This is a genomic window from Ruegeria sp. ABM4_193, assembly GCF_056158705.1.
In genome coordinates this window covers 363,015-387,747 of the sequence record NZ_JBSWTT010000003.1, presented here as the reverse complement: position 1 = coordinate 387,747, position 24,733 = coordinate 363,015, and the positions used below count along the sequence as shown (strand labels likewise).

General features: G+C 58.0%; 23 protein-coding genes and 1 pseudogene. 22 read left to right on the top strand and 2 right to left on the bottom strand.

Annotated elements, in window-relative coordinates; translation table 11 throughout:
- Nucleotides 1-7 precede the first annotated feature (7 nt).
- From ACXADZ_RS20060 to ACXADZ_RS20025, 8 genes and pseudogenes are all read left to right on the top strand, one after another.
- Complete coding sequence (locus ACXADZ_RS20060) at nt 8-1,357, top strand: substrate-binding domain-containing protein (protein ID WP_475199269.1); 1,350 nt, start codon at nt 8-10, stop codon at nt 1,355-1,357.
- Nucleotides 1,354-1,977, top strand: coding sequence for a helix-turn-helix domain-containing protein (locus tag ACXADZ_RS20055; protein ID WP_475199265.1), 624 nt, complete (start codon nt 1,354-1,356; stop codon nt 1,975-1,977). Before ACXADZ_RS20060 ends, ACXADZ_RS20055 begins: the two co-directional genes overlap by 4 nt.
- Before the next feature lie 2 nt (nt 1,978-1,979).
- Entirely contained in the window at nt 1,980-2,762 is a 783-nt protein-coding gene (locus ACXADZ_RS20050) for an alpha/beta hydrolase (protein ID WP_171668821.1), read from the top strand.
- Nucleotides 2,759-3,907, top strand: a complete 1,149-nt coding sequence (locus tag ACXADZ_RS20045) for a fumarylacetoacetate hydrolase family protein (protein ID WP_475199259.1) — start codon at nt 2,759-2,761, stop codon at nt 3,905-3,907. The genes ACXADZ_RS20050 and ACXADZ_RS20045 overlap by 4 nt, the downstream gene beginning before the upstream one ends.
- A 10-nt stretch (nt 3,908-3,917) precedes the next feature.
- A complete protein-coding gene (locus ACXADZ_RS20040; protein ID WP_475199255.1) occupies nt 3,918-5,414 on the top strand; it encodes an aldehyde dehydrogenase (NADP(+)) in 1,497 nt (498 codons plus the stop codon).
- Between the two features lie 150 nt (nt 5,415-5,564).
- Entirely contained in the window at nt 5,565-5,747 is a 183-nt protein-coding gene (locus ACXADZ_RS20035) for a hypothetical protein (protein WP_475199253.1), read from the top strand.
- Between the two features lie 180 nt (nt 5,748-5,927).
- Nucleotides 5,928-6,152: pseudogene (locus tag ACXADZ_RS20030) on the top strand (allophanate hydrolase); the annotation flags it as partial.
- Between the two features lie 6 nt (nt 6,153-6,158).
- Nucleotides 6,159-6,332: a hypothetical protein gene (locus ACXADZ_RS20025; protein ID WP_475199251.1), complete on the top strand. Its 174-nt coding sequence runs from the start codon at nt 6,159-6,161 to the stop codon at nt 6,330-6,332.
- 98 nt (nt 6,333-6,430) lie between these two features.
- Here the strand turns inward: ACXADZ_RS20025 and ACXADZ_RS20020 are convergent, their stop codons facing one another.
- Nucleotides 6,431-8,398: a CocE/NonD family hydrolase gene (locus ACXADZ_RS20020; RefSeq protein ID WP_475199248.1), complete on the bottom strand. Its 1,968-nt coding sequence runs from the start codon at nt 8,396-8,398 to the stop codon at nt 6,431-6,433.
- A 164-nt stretch (nt 8,399-8,562) separates the two neighbouring features.
- Here ACXADZ_RS20020 and ACXADZ_RS20015 point away from each other — a divergent pair, with 164 nt between their 5' ends.
- The 13 genes from ACXADZ_RS20015 (at nt 8,563) to ACXADZ_RS19955 (ending at nt 22,705) form a co-directional block, all read left to right on the top strand.
- The gene (locus tag ACXADZ_RS20015; RefSeq protein ID WP_475199246.1) at nt 8,563-9,225 is read left to right on the top strand and encodes a helix-turn-helix domain-containing protein; all 663 of its coding nucleotides are present in this window, start codon (nt 8,563-8,565) and stop codon (nt 9,223-9,225) included.
- A complete protein-coding gene (locus tag ACXADZ_RS20010) occupies nt 9,222-11,261 on the top strand; it encodes an oxidoreductase (RefSeq protein ID WP_475199243.1) in 2,040 nt (679 codons plus the stop codon). Before ACXADZ_RS20015 ends, ACXADZ_RS20010 begins: the two co-directional genes overlap by 4 nt.
- Nucleotides 11,262-11,369: 108 nt before the next feature.
- Complete coding sequence (locus tag ACXADZ_RS20005; protein WP_171183670.1) at nt 11,370-12,062, top strand: helix-turn-helix domain-containing protein; 693 nt, start codon at nt 11,370-11,372, stop codon at nt 12,060-12,062.
- Between the two features lie 93 nt (nt 12,063-12,155).
- Complete coding sequence (locus ACXADZ_RS20000; protein WP_475199239.1) at nt 12,156-13,715, top strand: ABC transporter substrate-binding protein; 1,560 nt, start codon at nt 12,156-12,158, stop codon at nt 13,713-13,715.
- Between the two features lie 54 nt (nt 13,716-13,769).
- Entirely contained in the window at nt 13,770-14,714 is a 945-nt protein-coding gene (locus ACXADZ_RS19995) for an ABC transporter permease (RefSeq protein WP_171183674.1), read from the top strand.
- Nucleotides 14,695-15,573 carry an ABC transporter permease gene (locus ACXADZ_RS19990; protein WP_475199237.1) on the top strand — a complete coding sequence of 293 codons (879 nt, stop codon included), beginning with the start codon at nt 14,695-14,697 and terminating at the stop codon, nt 15,571-15,573. Before ACXADZ_RS19995 ends, ACXADZ_RS19990 begins: the two co-directional genes overlap by 20 nt.
- Nucleotides 15,573-16,559 carry an ABC transporter ATP-binding protein gene (locus ACXADZ_RS19985; RefSeq protein WP_475199236.1) on the top strand — a complete coding sequence of 329 codons (987 nt, stop codon included), beginning with the start codon at nt 15,573-15,575 and terminating at the stop codon, nt 16,557-16,559. Before ACXADZ_RS19990 ends, ACXADZ_RS19985 begins: the two co-directional genes overlap by 1 nt.
- Nucleotides 16,556-17,557: an ABC transporter ATP-binding protein gene (locus tag ACXADZ_RS19980; protein WP_475199233.1), complete on the top strand. Its 1,002-nt coding sequence runs from the start codon at nt 16,556-16,558 to the stop codon at nt 17,555-17,557. The genes ACXADZ_RS19985 and ACXADZ_RS19980 overlap by 4 nt, the downstream gene beginning before the upstream one ends.
- A complete protein-coding gene (locus ACXADZ_RS19975) occupies nt 17,554-19,572 on the top strand; it encodes a CocE/NonD family hydrolase (protein ID WP_475199231.1) in 2,019 nt (672 codons plus the stop codon). The genes ACXADZ_RS19980 and ACXADZ_RS19975 overlap by 4 nt, the downstream gene beginning before the upstream one ends.
- A 29-nt stretch (nt 19,573-19,601) precedes the next feature.
- On the top strand, nt 19,602-20,456 hold the full coding sequence (locus ACXADZ_RS19970) for an alpha/beta fold hydrolase (protein ID WP_475199228.1): 855 nt from the start codon (nt 19,602-19,604) through the stop codon (nt 20,454-20,456).
- 16 nt (nt 20,457-20,472) lie between these two features.
- Nucleotides 20,473-21,936 carry a M81 family metallopeptidase gene (locus ACXADZ_RS19965; protein ID WP_475199226.1) on the top strand — a complete coding sequence of 488 codons (1,464 nt, stop codon included), beginning with the start codon at nt 20,473-20,475 and terminating at the stop codon, nt 21,934-21,936.
- 345 nt (nt 21,937-22,281) lie between these two features.
- Nucleotides 22,282-22,524, top strand: a complete 243-nt coding sequence (locus tag ACXADZ_RS19960; RefSeq protein ID WP_475200135.1) for a DDE-type integrase/transposase/recombinase — start codon at nt 22,282-22,284, stop codon at nt 22,522-22,524.
- Entirely contained in the window at nt 22,517-22,705 is a 189-nt protein-coding gene (locus tag ACXADZ_RS19955) for a hypothetical protein (RefSeq protein ID WP_475200133.1), read from the top strand. Before ACXADZ_RS19960 ends, ACXADZ_RS19955 begins: the two co-directional genes overlap by 8 nt.
- A gap of 160 nt (nt 22,706-22,865) precedes the next feature.
- On the opposite strand, the gene ACXADZ_RS19950 is transcribed toward ACXADZ_RS19955, so the two are convergent.
- Nucleotides 22,866-23,483 (bottom strand): TetR/AcrR family transcriptional regulator, encoded by a 618-nt coding sequence (locus tag ACXADZ_RS19950; RefSeq protein ID WP_475199223.1) that lies wholly within the window; start codon nt 23,481-23,483, stop codon nt 22,866-22,868.
- A 101-nt stretch (nt 23,484-23,584) separates the two neighbouring features.
- Here ACXADZ_RS19950 and ACXADZ_RS19945 point away from each other — a divergent pair, with 101 nt between their 5' ends.
- Nucleotides 23,585-24,733 (top strand): efflux RND transporter periplasmic adaptor subunit, encoded by a 1,149-nt coding sequence (locus tag ACXADZ_RS19945; protein WP_475199220.1) that lies wholly within the window; start codon nt 23,585-23,587, stop codon nt 24,731-24,733.

Below are 24,733 nucleotides of genomic sequence, written 5' to 3'. Positions count from 1 at the left end.
GGCGCTCATGTCTCAGGATGACAAATCAAACGTGCAGCGCATCGCGGCGATCCTGAAAGGGTTCGACGCACGAAACACCCCGCGTCGCACGCATGATATCCTCGAAGACTTGGGCGTCACCCGTTCCACAGGTTTTGGTCTTCTACGGGCGATGGTGGCGACAGGGTGGCTGGAACGTTTCGACCATGGGTTTCTCAGGTTGGGACCAAAGTCCCGGCAGATGCTTTTTGCCGCGCTGGAGGTGCCTGAACCCTCGGAAGTGAAAAAGCTGTCGGCGCGACCGGGTGGTCAGGGATTCGGAGCGCAGGGTAGTATTCCTGATCTGGAGTGGGACCCGACGCTGGTGCGGACTGTCGATGCCAGCCAATATCAGCGCGCAGCACCATACCGCATCGGTTTTTCCAACGCCTCCACAAGCAACGCCTGGCGCCGCGCCATGCTGCAAAGTTTGTTTTACGCGGAACGGATTGCGCAATCGCAGATCGAAGCGCTGATCGTTTTGGATGCGGAGGATGATCCCGCTTTGCAGCTTGCCCAGATTGACGAGCTGGTAGGGCAGGGGATTGACCTGCTGCTGATATCCATCACTTCGGTCAACGACAAGGCGCTCAGCGATCGTCTCGGAGAGCTTGCCGCTGAGGGCCTGCCGATTGTTGCGATTGACCGCCGCCCAAATGACAGGTCTTCGCTTGTTTCATTTGTCACGGCATCGGACAGCAGGATCGGACGTATAAGCGCCCTGTGGATGGCCGAAACTCTGTCTGGTCAGGGTCGGGTGTGGATGCTGAGCGGGCTGGACGGGGCCAGCCCGGCGCTGAGACGACAACAGGCCGCACTTGCAGTGTTCTCGGAATTTCCGGGCATCAGGGTTGAAAACGTCAGTTATACCGACTGGACCGAAGCAGGTGGGTATGATGCCATCGACAAGGTGCTGGCCGAGGCACGCCGACCACCGGACGGGGTCTGGTGTGACAGTGGTCTGCAAGGGGTGGGTTCAGTCAAACGTTTCCTGGATGGCGGCTTTGATATCCCGGCCCATACCGGCGGCGACCTGAACGAGATGTACAAACTATGTCTGCATCACAAGGCGCCGATGGCTGCACTGGACTACCCGGCCAGTATGGGTGCAAGGGCGCTGGGGCTGGCGCTGGACATTCTTGCCGGGAATACCGTTCCGCAGCGTGTAGAAGAGCCGGTTCAGATCGTGTTGCCGCGGGGACTGGAAACACCCTCGGTCAAGGCCGATAGCTGGGCCGAACTGCATGTCGTCTGGGATTTGCCGGATGACGCCATCCTCTCGCAAGGTCCAGCCTTGCGCCTGGAAAAACGGTCCATCAAAGGGAGCGCGACAGCATGACCCAATCCGCCTATGAACGCGCAATTGACGTCTTCCAGGCCCTACTGAACGCACCCGCATATGAGGCGCATGGCTCTCCGGCGGGGTTGATCCGGGCGGCAGGGTTGCCTGCCAGCAGTGGTTACCGGCACACCGCGACGCTTGAAGCAGAAGGGATGCTGCGTCGGGACGCACAGGGTTGTTATCTGCCCGGCATGTCTGCCATACGGATTGGTCTGCAAGGGTTCGGCGTCGGTCGTCTGGCACCGTTGGTTCAGCCTATCCTGCTGCAATTGCGCCAAAGTTCTCAAGTGACATCATTTCTGGCCATGGCACAGGATCTGGAACTGCATATGGGTCCGCATTCGGTCGGGCGTGAGACACGCGCGACGCCCTTGCAGCGTTCTTACGGGTTCGAGACCATTCCGGAATTCACGATCGGTCAGGTCACGGAAACTAGTTTGCGCTGGTTCGAAGGTCGCGTCGCACGTCGCACCAATGTCGCACTGATCCCAGTCGAAAGCACGGCCAGCAGCATTGCCGTTGTCGGCTTGGTTCTGAATTCCACACGCGGTGCTACCGATTTGCAAAACCGTGCGTTACGCCAGGCTTACGGACAAATCGCGAAGAAAGAGGTTTAGCCATGCAGGCCTTCTGGGACAGCCAGCTCAAATTCTCTGAGGTCATTCCCGGTTTCGCCGAAGCGTTGGACCGTATGGCGCGGGACAGCGACGCTGTAGCTCAACAGTGCTTGTTTACACGCACGGCTTACGGAGACCATCCGCGCCAATGGGTTGAATGGACCGAAGGCACAGGTCCAAACTCTGTTTTGCCTGTCATCATTCACGGTGGCTATTGGCGGGCGCTAGAGGCCGAGGCGCATCGTTTCATGGTTCCCGCGTTTCTGTCAGCGGGGGCCAGTGTGGCCAATATCGAATACCGCCTGATGCCCGAGGTTCGGTTGGCCGATGTCGTGGCAGATACCAAAACAGCCTTGCACAAACTGGCCGAGGTGTTTCCTGGGGTGCGGTTCGTCCTGATTGGCCATTCCGCCGGTGCGCATCTGGCGCTATCGGCCACGACCGACGATGCTCTGGCCGCGCGAACGCTGGGTGTTCTATCGCTCAGCGGGGTTTATGATCTGGCCCCCGTGCGCCTGTCTTTTCTGCAATCGGAACTTGGGCTGACTGTGGAAGAGGTGGCAGAATTCACGCTGTCCGCGCATGCAAACCGACCACCTGTCCTCTACATCAATGGCAGCGCCGAAACCTCCGAATATCTGCGGGGCGGCGCGCTGATGTCGCAATCCGAAAACGCTGATTGGCACATGATCACCGACGCAGACCACATGTCTCTGACCTGGGCCGCCTGCGATCAGGCCGATCAGCTTTTGTCCAAACTTTATTCTTTGGGAAACACCAAATGACACTGAACTTACCTGACACCGGAACGTTCGTCGGCCGTATCTGGCTGCCGCAGGCTCGAGGCCCCGCAGTGGTGGCGCGGCGGGGTGATCGTCTGGTCGACATCACCTCGTCACAGACCCCAACGATGCAGGCGCTTCTGGAACTGGACGATCCCGCTGCTGCGGCCAATGCAGTGGACGGTACGGACATCGGCGGTATCAACGAAGTCTCGGCCAACTCAACAGAAGCGCCCGATCCATCCAGACCATATTTCCTTGCACCATCCGACCTGCAACCGATCAAGGCCTGCGGCGTGACTTTCGTATCATCGATGTTGGAACGTGTGATCGAGGAAAAAGCCAAGGGTGACCCGGCCAAGGCGGACGCCATTCGCGCCCGCTGTACCGAGATTCTGGGCGACAGCCTGCGGGATGTGGTGCCGGGCTCGGACAAGGCAATGGCGTTGAAAGAGGCTCTGATCGCCGAGGATGTTTGGTCGCAATACCTTGAAGTTGGTATCGGCCCGGATGCTGAGGTATTTACCAAATCGCAAGCCATGTCAGCGGTAGGCTTCGGCGCGAGCGTCGGGTTGCACCCGATCTCGACATGGAACAACCCCGAACCCGAGGTCGTTCTTGCCGTCGATAGTGCTGCTCGTATCAAGGGCGCGACACTTGGCAACGATGTGAATCTGCGGGATGTCGAGGGGCGCTCGGCGCTGTTGTTGGGAAAGGCCAAGGACAACAACGCGTCTTGTGCCATAGGTCCGATGTTGCGGCTGTTTGACGACAGCTTCGGGATGGATGACGTCCGACAGGCCGAACTGACGCTGAAAGTAACCGGCGAAGAAGGGTTCGAAATGCACGGAACCAGCTCGATGGCCGAAATCAGCCGTGACCCGGAAAATCTGGTTGGTCAGGCGCGTGGCGCGCATCATCAATACCCGGATGGTTTCTTTCTTATGTTGGGTACATTGTTTGCACCGACACAAGACCGCGATACGCCCGGCGGGGGCTTTACCCACAAGATGGGTGATCTGGTTGAAATATCGAACCCGGCGCTCGGAAGGTTGGTCAACACGGTGCGCCTGTCCACTGAATGCCCGCCCTGGACCTTTGGCACCAGCGCGCTGATGAAAAACCTTGCCGCACGCAACCTGATCTGAGGAATTTGAGATGAACGGACACAGCCTGATTGCCGGAGAATGGATGGCAGGCAACAGCAGCTTTCAGTCTGCCCCCGCAACCGGAACGCCCAGGACCTATTCAGCCGGTACGCCGGAACTGGTTGCGCGGGCCTGCGCTGCAGCCGAAGATGCCTTCTGGTCCTACGGGTATTCAACCCGTGAAGACCGTGCTGTTTTTCTGGAGCGGGTCGCTGACGAGATCGAAAAGCGTGGAGCAGATATTACCGAAATCGGCTGCGCGGAAACCGGTCTGCCAGCGCCTCGGATGGAGGGTGAGCGGGGGCGAACCACTGGGCAGTTGCGCCTGTTTGCAAGCCATATCCGCGATGGTGCGTATCTGGATTATCGCCACGACGCGGCCTTGCCCGATCGCCAGCCATTGCCGCGCCCGGATCTGAAAATGGTGCAGCGCCCTATTGGTCCGGTGGCGGTTTTCGGCGCGTCAAATTTTCCGTTGGCCTTTTCGACTGCGGGCGGGGACACCGCAGCCGCGCTGGCGGCAGGATGCCCCGTGGTGGTCAAAGGTCACCCGGCGCATCCCGGCACGGGCGAGATCGTGGCTGAAGCCATTGACGCGGCCAGAGAGGCTCTTAGCTTACATCCGGGAGTGTTCAGTTTTGTTCAAGATGGCGGCGTTGCTGTCGGTGGCGCGCTGGTACAGAACCCTTTCATCAAAGCTGTCGGCTTCACCGGGTCCTTGCGCGGAGGACGCGCTTTGTTCGACCTCTGCGCCGCCCGCGAAGAACCAATCCCGTTCTTCGGCGAGCTGGGCTCGGTCAATCCTATGTTTCTACTGCCTGCTGCCCTAAAATCCCGTGGGGCAGAAATTGCCCAAGGCTGGGCGGCCTCGCTGACGATGGGCGCAGGCCAGTTCTGTACCAATCCGGGCTTGGCCATAGTGCCAGATGGCCCAGACGCCCAAACCTTTATCACCGAGGCCGCCGAGGCGATACAGGCTGCCGCCTCTCAGACCATGCTGACAGACGGTATTGCCCAAGCGTTCCGCGATGGTCGTGATCGCATCGCGTCAGCGCCCGAAGTCACGACATTGGTGTCCGGAACAGCCGAAAACCGGGACGCGAGTGCCTTTCTCTATCAGGTCTCGGCTGAAGCCTTTGAGGCCAACCCGGACTTATCGCACGAGGTTTTCGGGCCGCTGGGACTTGTCGTCGTCGCCAGGGATGCCGACGCCTTCACTACTATCGCACGGACGTTGGAGGGTCAGTTGACCGCGACCGTGCACATGGATTCCGCAGACGTCCCACATGCGTCGATCTTGCTGCCTATACTCGAGCGTAAGGCCGGGCGCGTTTTGTTCAATGGTTTTCCCACCGGGGTCGAAGTTGCAGACAGCATGGTGCATGGCGGCCCCTATCCGGCATCGACAAATTTTGGAGCGACCAGCGTAGGAACGCTTTCAATCCGCCGTTTTCTACGCCCGGTTTGCTACCAGAATTTGCCAGAGAACCTTCGCATCGACTGCTGATGTCAAACTGAACAGCGCACCAGACTGACGCGCTGTTTGGGACTTTTGCAAAGCCGCGTCGCAACATGACTTTCAGCCTGTTAAAAAATGCTTCGCTCACTGTGTCGCCTTCCCGAAATCCTGTGCTTGGGCGGGGGCGCAAGCGCTTGAATGCGTGTCAGGCAAACTATCTGTCGCTGTAGCGTATTTTCCCTTAAGCAGGGTGACAAGCTTGTCATTCGCGCCGGGAAATATGGAAGCTGGACCTATCTGGCCTTTACAGGAACCGTTGAGGCCAACTCCTGGTTGGGAAGCGCCTTTACGCATTCGATCTCAGGATTTGGCGGTGCCTAGCTTACCTCTGGCCAGGAAATCGAGATATCGAATGCGCGCGTTCTTGAAGAGCGTCACGGAACCATTGAATATCCCGATTTCTTGCCGGAGGGCGACGAGGTCCGCATTGACCTTAACCCACAGGATCGCCACTTCTCAGACAATGCGCGTGCTGCATTCCAATAAAGGAGATTCGCCCTCACCCGTTCGTTCGACAGAATGAGCGTGCGTCTTTCACGGCCGGAATTGTCGCTGGACCGGGCATTGTCCATCCCATCCGAAGCCATCACCGGCGGCTCGGTTCAAGTCGCCGGGGATAGGGTGCCAACGGTGCTTTTGTCAGATCATCAGACCACCGGCGGATACCCCAAGATCACCACCGTTGTTTCAGTGGATGTCGACCGGCTGAGTCAGAAGCGCGCCTGAGATCACGTGCGGTTTGTACCAATCTCTCCAAAAGTGGCGGTGCAGATCACCCGCGAAACCGCGCTGCACAGCTATGACTACCTCGCGGCTATTTCTGAGGCCAAGGGAACGCTGGAACAACGTGTGATGCGAGTAAACCTGATCAGCGGTGTCATCGCGGATGGCGAGTTGGTCGACTAGGCGCGCCCCTGTGACGTCCGGTCTGCTTCGCCAATTTGAAGAACTGGTGGCATAAGCTGCGGGTTCTGTGTCAATTCTTCGTTCAGCCAGATACTGCGTTACAGAGCCCTCCTCCATCGCCGGGTTCCGAAGGGCTGATTGTTCCATGTCGCATTCAATTCGACATCTGCCGTGGTGCGGTCGCGTGTGGTACGGGCGGTCAAATTGACAGAAACCTCAGCCGTTCCGTCAGGCCGTTCGAAAACCATCTTGTGACGTACGGTTGTCTGTTGCTCTACGTCATTTGAAGTGTCCAGATTGTGCGTCATGCTGGTCTCATAGCCGAAAACGGTCTCTGTCTGAGCATACGTCGTTTTCATCATCGGCTGATGCCAGCCCATCTCGATGCAGCTCCCCTTGGTCTGCGTCCAGCGTGTCAAAGCGTCAGGCGCATGGGTGGTATACCGTTTCTGCACGGGCAGGTCTTGGGCTTCGGGCAGTGGCCTGGACAGGTCAGCGGGCGCATCGGGTAAAACAGGCAAACGCAGCGTTGCGTGATCTATCTGTATATCTAAATCCGGTGATTTTGCGTGAATGAGGGGCCAGTAAGATGAGGACAAAGCAAGCCGGAGACTATGTCCCTTACGGACACGATACGCCGTTGAATGAAGCCGAAAGTCCGCATTGAATTTGCCTGACCTCGTCGCTGATGGTTTGCAATCCAAATTCTCGTCAAGCGACAGATTTCGAACGCCGTAGCTTATTCGTGCAGCCACCCCTTCCGGGCTCACATCACTGAGCCTGGCGATGATCTGCCCCGGTTTGTCGCCGGTCTCGCCACGCAGAGTCAGTGTTACCGAACCGTAGATAATGACGTCTTGCTTCAAAGGAGCCGTTTCGAAAACCAATGACCGGGCATCGTCTGCGGTTTGATCAAGTGACAGCCCGCCGAGGCGGCCAAAATACCCCGTGTCCCCGGCGGTTTGCCCGACGGTCGGGTCTGCGGGAACCCTCCATGGTGCAGGGCCGTCGCTGGATTTAAGCGTGGACAAGTCCCAGTCCTGTATCTCGCTTTCCTTTGAGGTTGGCCCGCTTTGCGTCCATCTCCCATTTCTTTGGGCCAAACTGTCGCCCGGCCTGTCGAATTCGCGCATCCAGACCCGCAGGCGCGGCCAGTCCGGGGTGTCGGGTTGATCCGATTTCAACCAATGATCCCACCACTCGAGCGCCAGCTTTTGAAAACCGATGGAGGGACCCGGGTTCCCGTGGTCGGGATAATGATGCCCCCAAGGACCGACGACCCCCCAGACCAGATCGGGGCGGGCATCAACCAAAGACATAACAGAATTGGAATAGCGATCACTCCACCCGCCGACTGACAGTATCGGAACCGAAAGGGCTGCAGCGGTATGAATAACCGAGCCGTGGCGCCAAAAGTCACCGCGCCCATCCTCACGCAGCCAGTTCTGCAGGGGGAATGTCAGACTATCGATCCGTTCTTTCCAACGCGATTTCCATTCCGGCCCAACATTCAGCGACGGTGGAGATGCCAGGATAGAAGGAAGCGTTGCACCCCATTCGAACGTGTCCGACAGAACGCAACCGCCCATATAGTGGATGTCGTCCTCGAACCGGTCATGTGTGGCACAGACAGCTATTGCCGCCTTCAACGGTGCGGGCGCATCGACGCTTGCCTGAAGAGATGCGGTCCCACCCCAGGATGTGCCGAACATGCCCACACGGCCATTGCACCAGGGTTGTGCAGCCAGCCATTCGATCACTTGCCGCGCATCGTCCAGTTCTGCCGGTGCGTACATATCCGGCATGTGCCCTTCGCTATCCCCTGATCCTCGCATATCCACGCGGATACACGCATAGCCATGGGCGGCAAAGTAGGGATGGTTCCGCTCATCCCGCGCGCGAACCATGTCGGTCTTGCGATAGGGGATGTACTCTAAAATGGCGGGGACTGGGTCTTGAAGCACCGGACGCCACAGCCGCGCGGCCAGCCGCACACCATCGGGCATTTCGATCCATAGATGATCTGTTTCTGACACGTCGAAAGGACAGTCGGTCTGGTCTCTCATAGTGATCCGCCGCGTGCGTTTGGTGTTTATTCCACTTCTGCAAATCTGGAGCGAACTTGCAATAGCTCCGTGCTTTTCGATGCAAAATAGAATTTGACTTTAAAATTCTAGTCTGATTTCAATTTTGACAGAACTCAACGCTCAGCCCAATTTCGGAGAGCCAAATGCCATCTGACAATGTCGTCGCTTTGCCATCCGCAATTTCCTCACTAGGCAGTGAGGTTCGGCAATTGCGCAAAGCCCGCCAACTGACGCTCAAACAATTGAGCGAAGAGGCGGGTATTTCGCTTAGCCATGTGTCGGCGATTGAGCGCGGGGTCTCCAAACCTTCGGTTGACGTGTTGCAGGCAATCGCCAGCGCGCTCAGCGTTACGCCAGACTGGTTTTTTGCCCGCCGCGCTGGTGCCGGGCCAATGGAACAGGCCTATGTTGTTCGCGCCCAGAACCGTCGGGCGCTGAATACGCTCTACGGTCAGGATGCGGCTGAGTTGGGCTATACTGATCACCTGCTGTCCAGTTCGATCGGCGGGCAGTTTTATATGGGTTTGGCGGTGTATGCACCTCACTCGGAACGCCCCGAAGACCCTTTGCAAAAGCACGAGGGTGAAGAGCACGGCTTGGTGCTGGAAGGTGAGTTGGAGATGCAGATCGGCGATGAGTTCATCTCACTGCGCGCCGGGGACAGCTACAGCTTTGACGCACGTATCCCGCACCATGCCCGCAACCGCACTGATCAGGTATGCCGGTTGATCTGGGCGGTCTCACCGGTCGTCATTCCAAAGGATGTCGTCGCATCGCAGGCGTCTGACCGGGAAACCTCGCCATGAGCCGTGACGTCCTGTTGCAACCCTATCAATTAAAGCACCTGACCCTGAAGAACAGGATCATGACTACCAGTCATGAACCCGCCTATCCAGAAGACGGAATGCCCAAAGAACGCTATCGCGCCTATCACGAAATGCGGGCAAAAGCGGGTGTTGCAATGACAATGACCGCAGGGTCTGCCACCGTCAGCCGCGACAGCCCACCGGTGTTCAACAACATCCTCGCCTACAAGGATGAGGTCGTGCGCTGGATGGGCGAACTGACCGATGCCTGCCACGCCCATGGCTGCGCTGTGATGATCCAGCTGACCCATCTGGGGCGGCGCACAGGATGGAACAAGGGCGATTGGTTGCCGTCAGTTTCCCCCTCGCATTTCCGCGAACCGGCACATCGGGCCTTTCCGAAGAAGTTGGAAGACTTTGATATCGAGCGGATCGTGACCGACTACGCCGATGCGGCTGAACGCATGCAGTCCGCCGGATTGGACGGGATCGAGTTGCAGGCTTACGGGCACTTGCTGGACCAATTCTGGTCGCCGCTGACCAACACGATGGACGCACCGTTTGGAGGTGATCTCGACAACCGACTTCGCTTTGGCTTTATGGTTTTGGATGCGATCCGCGACCGCGTCGGCCCCGACTTCATCGTCGGCGTCCGCTATACCGCCGATGAAGTCGAAAAAGGCGGCATCACCGAAGAAGAAGGGCTGGAAATCGCGCGCAGGCTTCGGGATAGCGGTCAGGTGGATTTTCTGAATGTCATTCGCGGGCGCATTCACACCGACCCTGCCATGACGGATGTGATCCCTGTGCAGGGCATGAAAAGCGCGCCGCATCTGGATTTCGCCGGGCGGGTGCGGGCTGAAACGGGCATGCCGACCTTCCATGCTTCGCGCATCCCTGACGTGGCGACGGCGAGACATGCGGTTTCCTCGGGTCTTTTGGATATGGTGGGGATGACCCGCGCGCATATGGCCGACCCGATGATCGTGTCCAAAATCCAAGCCGGACAGGAAGATGACATCCGGCCTTGTGTCGGGGCCACCTACTGCCTCGACCGCATCTATCAAGCAGGCGAAGCACTGTGCATTCACAACGCCGCAACGGGGCGTGAATTGTCGATGCCACATGTCATCCCCGCTGCCGAAACACGCCGCTGTGCGTTGATTGTTGGCGCAGGTCCCGCTGGGTTGGAAGCCGCGCGTGTCGCCGCTGAGCGTGGTCATGATGTCACCGTTCTGGAGGCGGCCCCCGAACCCGGCGGGCAAGTGCGCCTGACCGCGCAATCCAAGCGCCGGGCAGAGATGATCGGGATCATCGACTGGCGTATGGCGCAATGCGCTGCGCGGGACGTCCAGTTTCAGTTCAACACGTATGCCGAGGCCAGTGACGTGACCGCGCTGTCGCCGGATGTGGTGGTGATCGCGACCGGAGGTCTGCCCGAGACAACGATCCTCGATTCGGGAAATGAACTGGCCGTGTCCGCTTGGGATATCCTGTCCGGCGACGTACAGCCGGGCGAAAACGTGCTGATTTATGACGATGCGGGGGATCATCCGGCCCTGATGGCCGCCGAGGTCATCGCAGCCTCCGGTGCACGGGTCGAGGTCATGACCCGTGACCGCAGTTTTGCGCCCGAAGTCATGGCGATGAATCTGGTGCCCTATATGCGCTCGTTGCAGAAAACCGGGGCCGTGTTCACGGTCACCCGAACCCTGCAAACGATCGAAAAATCAGGCAATCAGCTACAAGCCTATATTGGAACCGACTATTCGGATCTGATTGAGAAAAGAGAATATGATCAGGTGGTTGTCAATCAAGGCACACTGCCACTGGACGATCTTTACTTTGACCTCAAGCCTCTGTCGCGCAATCGCGGGGCGGTGGATCACAGTGCGCTTGTCTCTGGCAAGGGCGACCTGTTTTCGCAACCCAATCCCAGCGCCGGATTTGATCTGTATCGTATTGGCGATGCCGTGTCGGCACGCAACATTCACGCTGCAATCTACGACGCTCTGCGCATTGGTATCCGGTGGTAGCAAGCGCAGGGAGATATCGCAAATACGAGAAAAATGAACTATTTTTCTTGCGAAAAAGAAACTATATCGTAACAATTCCGAAATACCGAGCGCACGAAGGGAGGAATCGTGAGCCAGGCCAGATCAAAAAAATACACCCGCACTGCCAGCGAAGAGGGGCTTGCAGCCTTCGGGGCTGAGGTGCGTCAGCTGCGCAAGGCCCGCCAGATGACCCTGGCCGAGCTTGCGTCCAGCAGCGGTGTTTCGATCAGCCATCTCAGCGCAATCGAACGCGGAACTGTCAGTGCCTCGCTCAATAAAATCTCTCGCATTGCCGACGCTTTGGGTGTCCCCGAGGAATGGTTTTTCAACCACCGCCCCGGCTCGGGCCCGCTGGAGCGTGCATACGTCGTGCGTCAATCCAACCGTCGAAATTTGAATTTGCTGTATGACGAACCTATCGAGCAATCTGGCTATGCGGATCAGTTGCTCTCCAGTTCAATTGGCGGAGGGTTCTGTTTGGGCGTCTCAGATTACCGCCCCTATTCCGAACAGGTCGTAGACCAGTATTTCTCGCGCGATGGCGAGATGCATGGGGTCATTCTGGATGGTGAACTAGAACTGGTTCTCGAGGACGAAACCGTCACCTTGCGCACTGGGGACAGTTTCAGCTTTCCCGGAGAAATTCTGCACGTTCTGCGCAATGTAACCGATCAACCCGCGCGCATGATCTGGGTGAACTCACCCGTCATCATCCCAAGATTCTCAGCGCTTGGCGCTGATGAGCAACTGCCACAGTCAAATAAGAAAAAGAACGGATAACGCCTGCTGGCACCTGAAGTCGCGGGCACGTCTGCTCGCAAGCAACCAAACCGGACAGATGCCCGGACACGAAGACAAACAGGGAGTAAGCAAATGAGTTCGATTTTCAAGGGAGACGTTTCCCGACGCTCCGTTCTGGCCGGTGCCGGTGCATTGGGCGCGGCCAGTTTGGCCTTTCCGCATATGGCCGTCAGCGCCGATGGTTCGGTCCTGACCATCCGGTCCTATAGCGATTTGCAGGTGCTGGACCCGGCCTTCTGGCTGGCCCTGCCCGAGGCCGACATCATGCGGTCGATCTATGCCCCACTGGTGTCGAACCAACAGGGCGACGAATGGAATTGGCGGCCGGTTGCTGTCGAAAGCATCGAACAGCTGGACGACCTGACCATAGCCTTCAAACTGCGTGACAATATCGGTTTCACGGACGGCTTCGGTCAGATGACCGCCGATGACGTTAAGTTCTCGATTGAGCGTATCGCCGATCCGGCCAATGAAAGCCCCTATGCCGGCGATTGGAGCGCTTTGAAAGAGGTTGAGATCAAGGACAACCTCTCGGGCCTGATCCACCTGAAAAACAAGTTCGTGCCGCTTTGGACAACCACACTGCCGACGCCTGCCTCCTGCATCGTATCGCGCAAAGCGGTCGAGGAAATCGGCGGCAAGATCGGATCCGAGCCGGTTGCGCAATCCGGTCAGTACATCCTGACCGAGTGGGTGCCCAAACAGAAAACTGTTCTGAAACGCAACCCGGATTGGGCGTATGAGCCGGGCGGGTACGAAGAAATCCACATCCTACCAATCGAAGACCCTTCGACCGCTGAACTGGGATTTGAAGCGGGCGATCTGGACTATACTTGGACGTCGGTATCCTCGCTGCCGCGTCTCAAGGAAAACCCGCCTGCGGGATCGGTTGTCGAGGAAAAACCCTCGCTGGCTTATGTCTGGCTGGGCATGAACCAGGACAACGAAGCGCTGAAAGACGTGCGCATCCGCCGTGCCATTCAGCACGCGATTGACCGGCAGACCGTAGTTGACGCGGCCTATTTCGGGGCCGCCGCTGTCGGCAATGGCATCATCGCGCCCGGTTTGCCCGGCAGCCGGGACAGTGTGACTTATGACTATGACCCCGACAAGGCCCGCGAATTGCTGGCCGAAGCCGGTGCCGAAGGCATGACCGTGACGCTCGACATCCTGAACCAATCCGAACGTCTGACGGCGGCTCAGGTCATTCAGGCCAATCTGGCCGATGTCGGTATCACTTGCGAGATCAAGCAAAATGACAGTGGGACGTTCTGGACGCTGGGTTCCAAGGACGGCGACTATTTCATGAATCTTCAGCTGGTGCTCAGCCGGTTCTCGATGAACCCCGACCCAAGCTGGGCGACTGTCTGGTTCACGCCCGAACAGGTCGGCGTCTGGAACTGGGAACGTTTCAACAACGAGGAATACAAGGCGCTGCACGAAGAGGGCCTGGTTGAAAGCGATCCGGCCAAGCGCGATGAGATCTACAAGAAGATGCAGGGTCTCATGGACGAAAGCGGCTGCTATGTCTTCCTGACGCACGAGGTTGTTGGCCTGATCCACAAGGATACGGTCAATCCGGGCCTCAAGCCGAATGGCGAGCCACTGCTGCCGCTGTTCAAACCCGCCTGATCCACGCAAACGGGCGGCGCGTTATCGCCGCCTGCACGCCTATAGGGGGCGCGTATGCTGAGCTATTTTATCAAACGGCTTGGGCTGGCTGCTGCAATCGTGTCGGTCGCCATGTTCCTGCTGTTTTGCATGATCTATCTGATCCCCGGCGACCCGGCTTCGGTCGCACTGGGGCCTCGGGCGACCGAGGAAATGCGCGCCGCCCTGCGCGAGAAAATGGGGTTGAACCAGCCGGTTCTGGTTCAGTTCTGGAATTTCTACATCGGGGCATGGACAGGTGATTTAGGCGAAGAGGTTCTGTCAGGCCGTCCCGTCACCACGGTCGTGTTCGAACAACTGCCCTATACGCTGGCCCTGATCGTCGGCGGCATCACGTGGTCGGTTGCTCTTGGCATTCCGCTGGGCTGCTGGGCGGCGGTCAGCCGCGGCAGCTGGGCCGACCGGATTGTTGGCATCCTGTCCGTTGCCGTGATCGCGGTGCCGTCCTTTGTTATTGCGATTTATGCGCTACTGATCTTTGCCGTCGAACTGCGTTGGCTACCTGCCATTGGCGCTGGTGAGCCGGGCAATCTCGGCGATCAACTTACCCATCTGATCCTGCCGTCTCTGGCCGTTGGTCTGGGTTGGGTCGGTTACATCGCCCGCATGGTGCGCGCCTCGATGCTCGAAGTGCTTGAGGCCAGCCATATCCGCACCGCACGTGCGTTTGGCTTGCCCGATCGAACGATCACCTACCGTTATGCTCTGTCGATTGCGATCCTGCCCACGGTCACCTTGCTGGGTGTGGGCATCGGCCAGATGCTCTCGTCGGCTGTCTTTGCCGAGATCGTCTTTGCCCGCCCCGGCGTTGGTAAGCTGGTCTATGACGCCATCCTGACCCGCAACTTCCCCATTGTGACAGGCACCGTTCTGATCACCACCGTTCTGTTCGTTCTGCTCAACCTGTTGGCAGACCTTATTATCGGAGCTTTGGATCCCCGTGTCAGAAGCAGTTTCTAATCCCGCCCCCGGGCGCATGGCCGAGCTGTGGCGCCCGATCCGCAAAATCCTGCGCGAACCTTTAGGCGCGTTGGGATTGTTCCTTGTGCTGTTTGTTATCTTCGGCGCTGTGTTTGCCGATCTGCTCACCAGCTGGGACCCGACGAAAATCAACCCGCGTGACCGGTTCCAGGGCCCTAGCACACAGCATCTGATGGGCACAGATCAACTGGGCCGGGACCTGTTTGCCCGGGTGCTGCATGGCGGACGGATCGCGTTGTTTGTCGCTCTGGTCTCGACCGCCGTGTCGCTGGTGATCGGCATCGTTCTGGGCCTGATTGCAGGCTACGGGCCGCGTTGGCTGGACAACCTGATGATCTTGCTGTTCGACGCGATGAAGAGCTTTCCCACCGTCATGCTGGCCCTTGCGCTGGTGACGCTCATGGGACCATCCCTGACCGCCGTGATGGTTGTTGTCGTTCTGGTTACTGTACCCGGTTACGCGCGAATTATCCGAACCCAGACCATAGCGTTGAAAACCTCGGAATATGTCACCGCGGCGCAAAGCATGGGCGCGTCTACGGCGCGTATCCTGCGGGTGCACATTCTGCCAAACGTGATCGGCCCGTTGGTTATTCTCGCATCGATGGACATCCCTGTCGTCATCGGCATCGAAGCAGGTATGAGTTTCCTGGGTCTCGGTGTGCGCCCCCCGACCCCGAGCTGGGGGTCGATCCTGAATGACGGGTTCACCAATATCCGCGACACCGCCTGGATCGCGATAGCGGGTGGTGTGCCAATCATCATCACCACGCTGGGCTTTACCTTCCTGGGTGAGACGCTGCGGGACGTGTTCGATCCTAGGCTGAAAGGACGCTGATGACCACGTTGCGCATAGATAACCTGAACGTCAGCTTCTCGACCGAGGCCGGGCCGCTGCGCGCCTTGAAAAACGTAAGCTTCGATGTGCCCGAAAACCGGATCGTCGGCATTGTGGGCGAATCCGGCTGCGGCAAGTCCACTCTGATCAACGCCATTCTGGGGCTGTTGGCTGACAATGGTAGCATCGATGGTGGCTCGATCCTGTTCGACGGGCAGGATGAGCTGACGACCTTGCCCCCGTCGCGGATGCGCGACCTGCGCGGCCCGCGCATAGCCACTGTTTTTCAGGACCCGATGGGCGCGCTGAACCCCGTGATCTCAGTCGGCAAGCAGATGTTGAATATCCAGTATCGCTCGTCCCTGTCGAAAGAGGAAAAGCTGAATCGCGCGGTCGAGATGCTGGAACTGGTCCGTATTCCCGATGCGCGTGCCGCCTTGGAGCGTTATCCGCACCAGTTCTCGGGCGGGATGAAACAACGGATCGCCATCGCCATGGCCTTGATGATGGAGCCTGCCCTGTTGATCGCGGACGAACCCACAACGGCTTTGGATGCGACGCTTGAGGTGACAACGATCGAGCTGCTCAAAGACCTGCAGCAGAAAATTGGCTGTTCGGTCATGTTCATTTCGCACCATCTGGGCGTCATCGCCGAGCTGTGTGATGACGTTGTGGTCATGTATGCGGGTGAAGTGGTGGAGCGCGGAACCGTCCGGCAGATATTCCAGGACCCGCGCCACCCCTACACGGCGCGGCTGCTGGAATGCGATCCGGCACGGCAAAGCGAACGCACCCGGCACCTGCCGACAATCCCCGGAGAAATCCCCGATCTGCGCGCACGGCCTGCAGGCTGTATCTTTGCCAATCGGTGCGACCTTGTAAGCGACGCGTGCTCGGCCCCGCCGCCTGACAAGGATATCGGAGACGGCCATATCGCCCGCTGTGTTGTTGCAGACAGCCCCGAAGCAACCGGAGTAACGGCATGAGCAGCGATCCCATTCTCAAGGTTGAAGCCGTTCAAGTCTCGTTCCCGGTTGGTGGCATTGGGCGTAGAAGTTCGATCCTTGGCGTGGCTGGCGTGAACTTTGAAGTCAACCGAGGTGAAACCTTTGCGCTTGTCGGAGAAAGCGGTTCGGGCAAAACGACGCTCGCGCGGGCCGTGAACGGTTTGCAAGAAATCAGCGCAGGATCCATTACGTTCGAGAACCAGCGCATCGACACGTTGGATCGCAAGGCGATGAAGCCAGTTCGCAAACGTATGTCGATGATGTTTCAGGACCCCGTGGGCTCCCTGTCCCCGCGCATGACCGTCGGCGATCTAGTGACCGAGCCGTTCCGCATCCACGGGATCGAAGGCCGCAACCTGCGGGACGAGGCCGCGCGGCTGCTGACCTTGGTGGGGTTGCCAACAAGTTTCGCCTCTCGCTTTCCACATCAGTTGTCGGGCGGGCAAGCCCGGCGCGTTGGCGTGGCGCGGGCCATTGCACTGGACCCGGCGCTGATTATCGCGGACGAACCCACCGCTGGTCTGGACGTGTCAGTGCAGGGCGAGGTTCTCAACCTGCTGAACGATCTGCGCGAGCGGCTCGGACTGGCAATGGTCATCATCACGCACAACCTGCATGTGGTGCACCATGTGGCTGATCGAACAGCGGTGATGTATCTGGGGCGCTTTGTTGAGGCAGGTGACACTGAAGAGGTGTTCAGCGCACCGCAACACCCCTATACGGCGGCACTTTTGTCGGCCAACCCCGAGCCAGACCCGGACAAAACCCACGACCGAATCACCCTACCTGCCGAAGTTCCCTCGCTGCTGGCGCGACCGGCTGGATGCGAGTTCCACACCCGCTGCCCATGGGCGCAATCACGATGCAGTGTGGATGCACCAGAGCGGCAGGTTACAGACGGACGCGCAGTTGCCTGTCATTTCCCCCTTGAACCCGGTGCCCGCCCGCCGGAAATGGAAAAACAGGCCGCATCATGAGTGACATCGAGGTCATCGAAACTGTCTGGATTCCGATGCCCGACGGCACAAACCTTGCCGCGCGGCTCTGGCTGCCTGCGTCTGCCAGAACCTCACCGCTGCCCTGTATTCTGGAATACATCCCCTACCGACGTCGGGATGGCACGCGCATGCGCGACGAGAGCATGCATCCACACTTCGCGGCCGCCGGATACGCTTCGATCCGGGTGGATATCCGGGGGTATGGCGACAGCGAAGGCGTGGCCGAGGACGAATACTCTCACCAAGAAATCAAGGACGGCCATGACGTCGTTCAATGGATTGCTGCTCAGGATTGGTGCGACGGAAATGTCGGCATGTTCGGCAAAAGCTGGGGGGCGTATAACGCGTTTCAGGTCGCAGCGACCCGGCCCCCGGCACTGAAAGCCATCGCTCCGGTGATGGGAACGGATGATCGGTGGCGCGAGGATATTCACTTTTATGGTGGCTGTCTGGCCAACGATAATTTCTGGTGGGGTTCGATCATGCAGCTCTACAATGCGATGCCTCCCGACCCCGAGATTGTCGGTGCGGATCGCTGGATCGACATGTGGCGTGACCGGATGACCGGCGCGAAATTCTGGCCTGCCATGTGGCTGGAGCACCAAACCCATGATGAGATGTGGCGGCGCGGCTCGATCTGCGAAAACTATGCGGAAGTAGAGGTTCCCGTGTATTTCTTCGGCGGCTGGATGGACCTGTTCCGGGACACGCCCTTCCGCATTGCCGAGCATCTCAAAGGCCCCGTGAAAATCCTGATGGGACCTTGGGCGCATCTTTACCCGCATGAAGGTGTCCCCGGGCCAAAGGCCGATTTTGTCGGCGAAGTAATCCGCTTTTGGGACCATTGGCTGAAAGGCAAAGATACCGGTCTGATGGATGAGCCCCCGCTGCGGTTTTTCCTGCATGACAGCGTGGCCCCTTCAGGCACGCATCTGCATCGCGCGGGGCGTTGGGTCGAAGAACCCTCTTGGCCGTCGCCGAATGTGTCCGCGCAGACGCTCTGGCTAAATGATCAGACGCTGGACGATACAGCTCAGGCCGGGACGGCGATGTCGATCTGCTCGCCGCAGACGTTCGGGGCAGCCGCTGGCGACATGTGCTCGTTCGCGATCCCCGGCGATATGGCTGCGGATTGCAGGATCGATGCCGGGGGTGCTTTGCAGTTCAAGGGGGCGCCCCTGACCGAACCGCTGGACTTGTTGGGCCAGCCCAGCATTGACCTGACGGTATCCGCTGATAAGCCACAGGGGTTTGTCGCCGCCTTGCTGGTGGATGAGGCCCCGGACGGCGCACAAACCTTGATCGCGCGAGGGTTTTGCAACCTCAACCATCGCGAAAGTGACACCCAGCCTACGCCGATCACGCCCGGCAAAGACATGACCGTTACGGTTCCCATGTACGGAACAGGCTACCGGGTGCCGATAGGCCATCGGGTCATTCTGCAAATCGCCTCAACATATTGGCCAGTTCTGTGGCCCGCGCCGCAGCCGGTGACGCTTACGATCTGGCCCGGTACATCCCGGCTGATCCTGCCGGTCAGAACCCAGCCTGGCGGCAGCACCGAACCGCGTCCGCTGCCCGAACCAGCGCCCCCCACCGCAGTCCCGCGAAAAACCCATGTTCGCAGTGGCTCGATGGAACGTTCGATCCATACTGATCTGACGACCGACGAGATGACACACCGGTTCTTCCTGGACGGCGGAGTGTTTGGTCCGGTCGGCGATTTCCGCCTCGATGACATCGGAACAGTGCTTAGCGACGTTTCAGACCGCCGCTACACGATCCACCCTAGCGATCCACTATCCGCCGTCTCCACCATGGAGCAAACGGCCGGTTTTGACCGCGACGACTGGTCCGCGAAAATCTGGACCTATTCCGAACAACGGGCAACGGCGACCGAGTTTCACCTGACCTCACGCCTCAAGGCCTGGTCAGGTGATGAACTCATTTTCGAAGAAGAAGAGACGCACATCATTCCCCGCAACGGAATGTAGCGCGTCCTTGCGGCCACAGGAGCCTTCCAATGTCAGCTTTCCCTGAATTTGGGCCAAAAGCCGAAACGCACCAATTGACCATAGGCGGCGTCACCATGCGGGTCGTCGTCGAAGGGGACGGGCCGCCAGTCGTGTTTGTTCCCGGAGGCGATCAGACGGCTGAGGCCTATTCCGAGCAATTCTCGCGCCTGTCTGACAGTTTTAAGTGCATCACCTATGATCCACGGGGGGCCGGTGATACGCAGTCACCCCCTCCACCGTGGACGATGCATGACTATGCCGCGGATTGCGCCGCCGTGATTGACGCCTTTGCCGGTGGGCAAGCGACCGTCTGCGGTCTGTCACTGGGCGGTCTGGTTACGCAGCAAACCGCGATAAACTTCCCGGGCAAGGTGCGGCTGGCCATTCCCATGGGCACCTCAGCCTATATCGACGGGTTCACCCGTGACTGGATGCAGGCCGAAATCGATCTGCGCAAGGATGGCATCACCCTGCCAGACTATTTTCTGGCGCCGCATTATGCGGTTTACGCCTTTCCGGCCAAAGCACTGCACGAACCCGAGCTTTGGGAACAGCTCAAGGCATCCTACACCGAACGTTTTCGGGATCGCGACCCACAGGCAACGATTGATCAGTGGGAGGCCTGTCTGGAATTCGATTGCCGCGAAGGGCTAAAAACCTGCCCGGTCCCGATGCACGTCATCGCCTTTTCCGAGGATGTTCAAACCGCTCCGGTCATGTGCAAAGTTGTTTCTGATCTTGCGCCCAACGGCGTGTTCCACGAAATTCCCGGTCTGGGCCATGTTTCGATGACTCGGCACAAACCGGAAATCGTGGCGGCAAAACTGCGTGAGATTTTGACCGCCGAATTGGTGCAGCAATAAACGGCTGAAGGATCATATGAGAATTGCAATCGCAGGATTTCAGCACGAAACCAACACTTTCGTCGACACTCCAACGCGGCTGAGCGATTTTGAACAAGCCGACAGCTGGCCGGAATTGCTGAGTGGTCAAGACGTACTGGATGTGACCCGCGGTATGAACCTGCCCATCGCTGGTTTCGCAAAAGCCGCGCTGTTGGATGGGGTCGATGTGTTGCCTGTCCTGTGGTGCGCCGCCGAACCGGGCGGCAAGGTCACGGATCACGCCTTTGACACTATTGCCGGACGCATCGCTGACGCGTTGGCGGACATGACGCCGCTGGATGGGGTCTATCTGGACCTGCACGGCGCCATGGTCACCGAGTCCTGCGATGATGGTGAAGGAGAACTGTTGTCGAGGATCAGGCAGGTGATCGGGAAGGACTTACCGCTTGTTGCAAGCCTTGATATGCACGCCAATATCTCGGGGCAAATGGTGGATTTATCGGACGCGATGACCATTTTCCGCACCTACCCACATCTCGACATGGCAGACACAGGCGCGCGGGCCTTTCGAATGATGCGCGACATCTGTTCAAAGGGTCCACCTGCTAAAGCGTGGCGGCAGGGTGAGTACCTGATCCCCCTGCACAGCCAATACACGGAAGTGGCCCCGGCAAAAACGCTGTACGCCGCGCTGGATGCCTTGGACGGGTCGCGTGGGCGCCTTTTAGAACTCGCCATGGGATTCACCGCAGCCGATACAGCCGATTGCGGACCATCCGTCGTGGCCTACAGCGCGTCTCAGTCCGATTCTAACGCATTGTCATCGCAGATGTTCGAACAGTTACAGACGGCTGAAGCACGGTTCGATACCACCCTACTAAGCCCCAAAGATGCTGTTGCCACTGCACGCCACGCAAACGGCAAAGGACCTGTTGTCATTGCGGATGTGCAGGATAACCCCGGGGCCGGAGCGTCCGCCGACACGACAGGATTGCTACGTGAGCTCGTGCATCAGAACGCGCCCTCGGCCATTCTCGGGATGCTGCATGACCCGCAGCTGGCCGCCAAGGCCCACAAACTGGGCGAAGAGGCGGAATTCGAAGCCGAGATTGGCGGCAAAGGTCCCGGCGACACCCCCTTTTCTGCACAAGTGAAGGTGCACCACCTGAGCGACGGCCAATGCCGTTATACAGGCGAAATGTATGGCGGCGGTGTTGCAACGCTCGGTCCGTCGGTCGCATTGCAGCTAAGCGGAACGCAAGTCCATGTCCTTGTCACCAGCATTCGCAATCAATGTCTGGATCTGGCGCAAATATGTTTGTTCAATCTGGAGCCGGAAGACGCGCAGATACTATGTGTCAAAAGCACAGCGCATTTTCGCGCCGATTTTGAGCCCATTGCGCAGAAGGTTCTGGTATGTGCCGCGCCGGGACAATTTCCATGTGAACTCAAGAATGTCAGTTATACAAAGCTGCGACCTGGGGTTCGGATAATCTAAAGATAACGTCGGATGTGTCGCAAACTCTGGGGGCTAGTTTACGAGCATGCGTGATCTGAGGTTTGTACCGGTCGAAAAATTTTCGAACAGGTTATTTGAGCATGATCTCGTTAAAGGGCTGTCATGTCCCAAAGGATGCAGTTTCGTAAGCTGTTCATGTCTATCTTCGGTACACAGTAACCTAGAAAAGATCATGGCCGAATGCGGCGCGCGAGTTGACCACGCCACTTTGAACAAGTGGGGTGTGAAATACGCGCCGATTGTCGCAGCTTGTGCGCAATCAAAGTAGCGTCCAACGTCGAGCTCAAGGTGCATGGACGAAACCTATATTTGTATTCGCGGCAAATGGATGCACTTCTATCGGCCGTCGACAAAGCTGGGGACACTCTTGATTTCAAGTTGTCTGAGCGCAGGAACCGCGCAGCAGCAGCAAGGTTTTGGCAAAGCGCTGTCTTCAAATGGTGCCCGAGCAATATCGTCATCGACAAAAGCCGCACCAACGCGGCGGGTATTCGAAAGGTGAACAAAATCCCTACTCAGTTCGGCTGCCCAGCCAAATCCAACGGTCAAGGCCAAGTATCTGAATAACCTGATCGAACAGGATTATCGGTTTATCAAGCATCCCGTACGGCACATGTGTAGGTTCAAATCCTTCAGATCCGCATCAGCTACTTTGGACGGCATTGAGCTCGCCAATGGGATCCGCAAGCGGCAATTCCCCAGCGATACGACTTCCGGCTTTCGGCTATGCGCCAAGATAGTGGGATAGGTGTATCCAACAAGTCGCTGACTTTAGGCGTTTCAAGTGTTTGCGACACATTCCTTTCTTGTACGGTCCCAAGCGCAACTTGGTTGTCCGCACGAATGCTGCAGTGTGGCTTCTGCTTGGCAAAATTTCATGACTTTTAAGTAAACTCACAAAACTCGTTTCACTGACGCATCATCAGGGAACTCAGAATAAAATCTTCGGTACAGCCAATGACCCTAGTCATTGGTATTTCAGACAACACACTGCGATATGCGCTGCCTTCCAGAACCTCTATTATGAGCTGTGACGCCTGATGCGGATCAGGAACAGCGCGCAAATCACCGTCTGTAATCCCACGTCTGACAACCGTTTCCAGAGCATCAGACATGCTGGAGCGGTTCTCGACAAACAGCTGTGCGATGTCCGGCTGGCGAACGGCTTCACTCGAAATCTCCAACGTGAGAATAACATTTTCCGGCGCAGCCAGATATTTGGCGTAGGCCCTGATGAACTTCTTCAACACTTTGGGTGCGGAGGTGGTTGAGTTCAGGATTTTCAGAAACGGTTCCATCTCGCGGCGTTCAAGCATTGCGATTTCCACAAGCACATCATGTTTGCCCCGAAAATGATTGTAGAGATTTCCAAGGCTAACACCCGCCCGCGCAGCGATGTCACGGACACCGGTCTGATGATAGCCACGTTCAAGAAAACACATTACGGCGGCCTCCAAAATCTGGTTCCGTCGTCTGGCTGTCGTCTTTTCCCGGATTGAACCTGGCTTTTCGGTGTCTTTGGTCATTTTGCGCATTTCATATTGAACGAACGATCGTTCATAATATATGAGATTTTATCGCATACCACAAGGCGCAATGGATTCGGCGGAACGGGAAAAATAGGACAATGACGGACAAAACCTTGAAAACTCGGCAAAGGCCAGCCCGTCGATGGCTCTGGATTGGACTATCGCTGGCGCTGTTTGTCGCGATCATCACGCTGTTGTTTGACACCGAAGATACAATTGATGTTCAGGCAACCAACACATCACCGCCGCCGCCGACCGTCTCAGTCGTCAGCGTTGCCTCGAAAACCGTGCAGGCTCGGGTTTCGGCTTTTGCGGAAGTGCGCCCTCGATGGGATGCGGAGCTGCGATCTGCCGTGTCCGGGCGCATCAACGCAGTGCATGCCGCCGCTTTGGCCGGTGCCAAGGTGGAGCTGGGTGATCCTTTGTTTTCAATCGAAAAGGCACCGTATCAAAGTGCCGTTGCTGCGGCTGAGATGGAGCTTGAGCAGGCGGAGCTGGAGTTGCTGCGTGCTCAAAACAACGTCACCGTTGCGCAGCGACAGTTTGATCGGGATGAGACAGAACCGCCAAACGAATTGGCTGTGAACCTGCCGCAGTTACGTATCGCCGAAAAAACCGTTGCGGCGGCGCAGGCGCGCCTGAATGCAGCGCGCAATGAGCTGAAGGACGCAGAAGTCGTTGCCCCGTTTTCGGGCTTTGTCACCCATCGCTTTGCCAGCCTTGGCCAGACGGTCAATCCGGGCGACGCCCTGATACACCTTTCGGACGACCGACAATTTGAACTGGTTGCCGAGTTCAGTCAGGCGGATTGGGCGCTGTTGGATCACCCGATCTCTGGCGCAATGGCTGACCTGACACAGCGCTCAGGTGTAGCTCTAGGGAAAGCTAAAGTCCGGCGTGGAGGCGGGTTTCTGGATCAAAACACACGGCAGGTGCGTGTCTTTTTGGACGTCACAAATCCGGATGAAGGCATACTTGCCGGAGATTTCTTGCAAGTCGATATTTTCGGCCGTCGGATTGCAGACACCGTGACCCTGCCCGAAAGCGCCCTGACCCGTGCGGGGTACATTTGGCTGGTGGACGATGAGGAGCATTTGCAAAGGCTCAGCCCGAACATTTTGTTCCGCAGCGAAGGTACAGTCACAATATTAGCCCCCGATGGAATCGGCCCGTGGCGCGTGGCCAAAACGCCACTGGCCTCGTTTTTGCCGGGCCAGCAGGTGACACCGCAATCGGACGGGGGCTGA

What these genes read in the sequence shown, in the direction of transcription:
- ACXADZ_RS20060 (WP_475199269.1), top strand. Translation starts at nt 8, where the DNA reads ATGTCTCAGGATGACAAATCAAACGTGCAGCGCATCGCGGCGATCCTG.
- ACXADZ_RS20055 (WP_475199265.1), top strand. Translation starts at nt 1,354, where the DNA reads ATGACCCAATCCGCCTATGAACGCGCAATTGACGTCTTCCAGGCCCTA.
- ACXADZ_RS20050 (WP_171668821.1), top strand. Translation starts at nt 1,980, where the DNA reads ATGCAGGCCTTCTGGGACAGCCAGCTCAAATTCTCTGAGGTCATTCCC.
- ACXADZ_RS20045 (WP_475199259.1), top strand. Translation starts at nt 2,759, where the DNA reads ATGACACTGAACTTACCTGACACCGGAACGTTCGTCGGCCGTATCTGG.
- ACXADZ_RS20040 (WP_475199255.1), top strand. Translation starts at nt 3,918, where the DNA reads ATGAACGGACACAGCCTGATTGCCGGAGAATGGATGGCAGGCAACAGC.
- ACXADZ_RS20035 (WP_475199253.1), top strand. Translation starts at nt 5,565, where the DNA reads ATGCGTGTCAGGCAAACTATCTGTCGCTGTAGCGTATTTTCCCTTAAG.
- ACXADZ_RS20020 (WP_475199248.1), bottom strand. Translation starts at nt 8,398, where the DNA reads ATGAGAGACCAGACCGACTGTCCTTTCGACGTGTCAGAAACAGATCAT.
- ACXADZ_RS20015 (WP_475199246.1), top strand. Translation starts at nt 8,563, where the DNA reads ATGCCATCTGACAATGTCGTCGCTTTGCCATCCGCAATTTCCTCACTA.
- ACXADZ_RS20010 (WP_475199243.1), top strand. Translation starts at nt 9,222, where the DNA reads ATGAGCCGTGACGTCCTGTTGCAACCCTATCAATTAAAGCACCTGACC.
- ACXADZ_RS20000 (WP_475199239.1), top strand. Translation starts at nt 12,156, where the DNA reads ATGAGTTCGATTTTCAAGGGAGACGTTTCCCGACGCTCCGTTCTGGCC.
- ACXADZ_RS19995 (WP_171183674.1), top strand. Translation starts at nt 13,770, where the DNA reads ATGCTGAGCTATTTTATCAAACGGCTTGGGCTGGCTGCTGCAATCGTG.
- ACXADZ_RS19985 (WP_475199236.1), top strand. Translation starts at nt 15,573, where the DNA reads ATGACCACGTTGCGCATAGATAACCTGAACGTCAGCTTCTCGACCGAG.
- ACXADZ_RS19980 (WP_475199233.1), top strand. Translation starts at nt 16,556, where the DNA reads ATGAGCAGCGATCCCATTCTCAAGGTTGAAGCCGTTCAAGTCTCGTTC.
- ACXADZ_RS19975 (WP_475199231.1), top strand. Translation starts at nt 17,554, where the DNA reads ATGAGTGACATCGAGGTCATCGAAACTGTCTGGATTCCGATGCCCGAC.
- ACXADZ_RS19970 (WP_475199228.1), top strand. Translation starts at nt 19,602, where the DNA reads ATGTCAGCTTTCCCTGAATTTGGGCCAAAAGCCGAAACGCACCAATTG.
- ACXADZ_RS19965 (WP_475199226.1), top strand. Translation starts at nt 20,473, where the DNA reads ATGAGAATTGCAATCGCAGGATTTCAGCACGAAACCAACACTTTCGTC.
- ACXADZ_RS19960 (WP_475200135.1), top strand. Translation starts at nt 22,282, where the DNA reads ATGGATGCACTTCTATCGGCCGTCGACAAAGCTGGGGACACTCTTGAT.
- ACXADZ_RS19950 (WP_475199223.1), bottom strand. Translation starts at nt 23,483, where the DNA reads ATGACCAAAGACACCGAAAAGCCAGGTTCAATCCGGGAAAAGACGACA.
- ACXADZ_RS19945 (WP_475199220.1), top strand. Translation starts at nt 23,585, where the DNA reads ATGACGGACAAAACCTTGAAAACTCGGCAAAGGCCAGCCCGTCGATGG.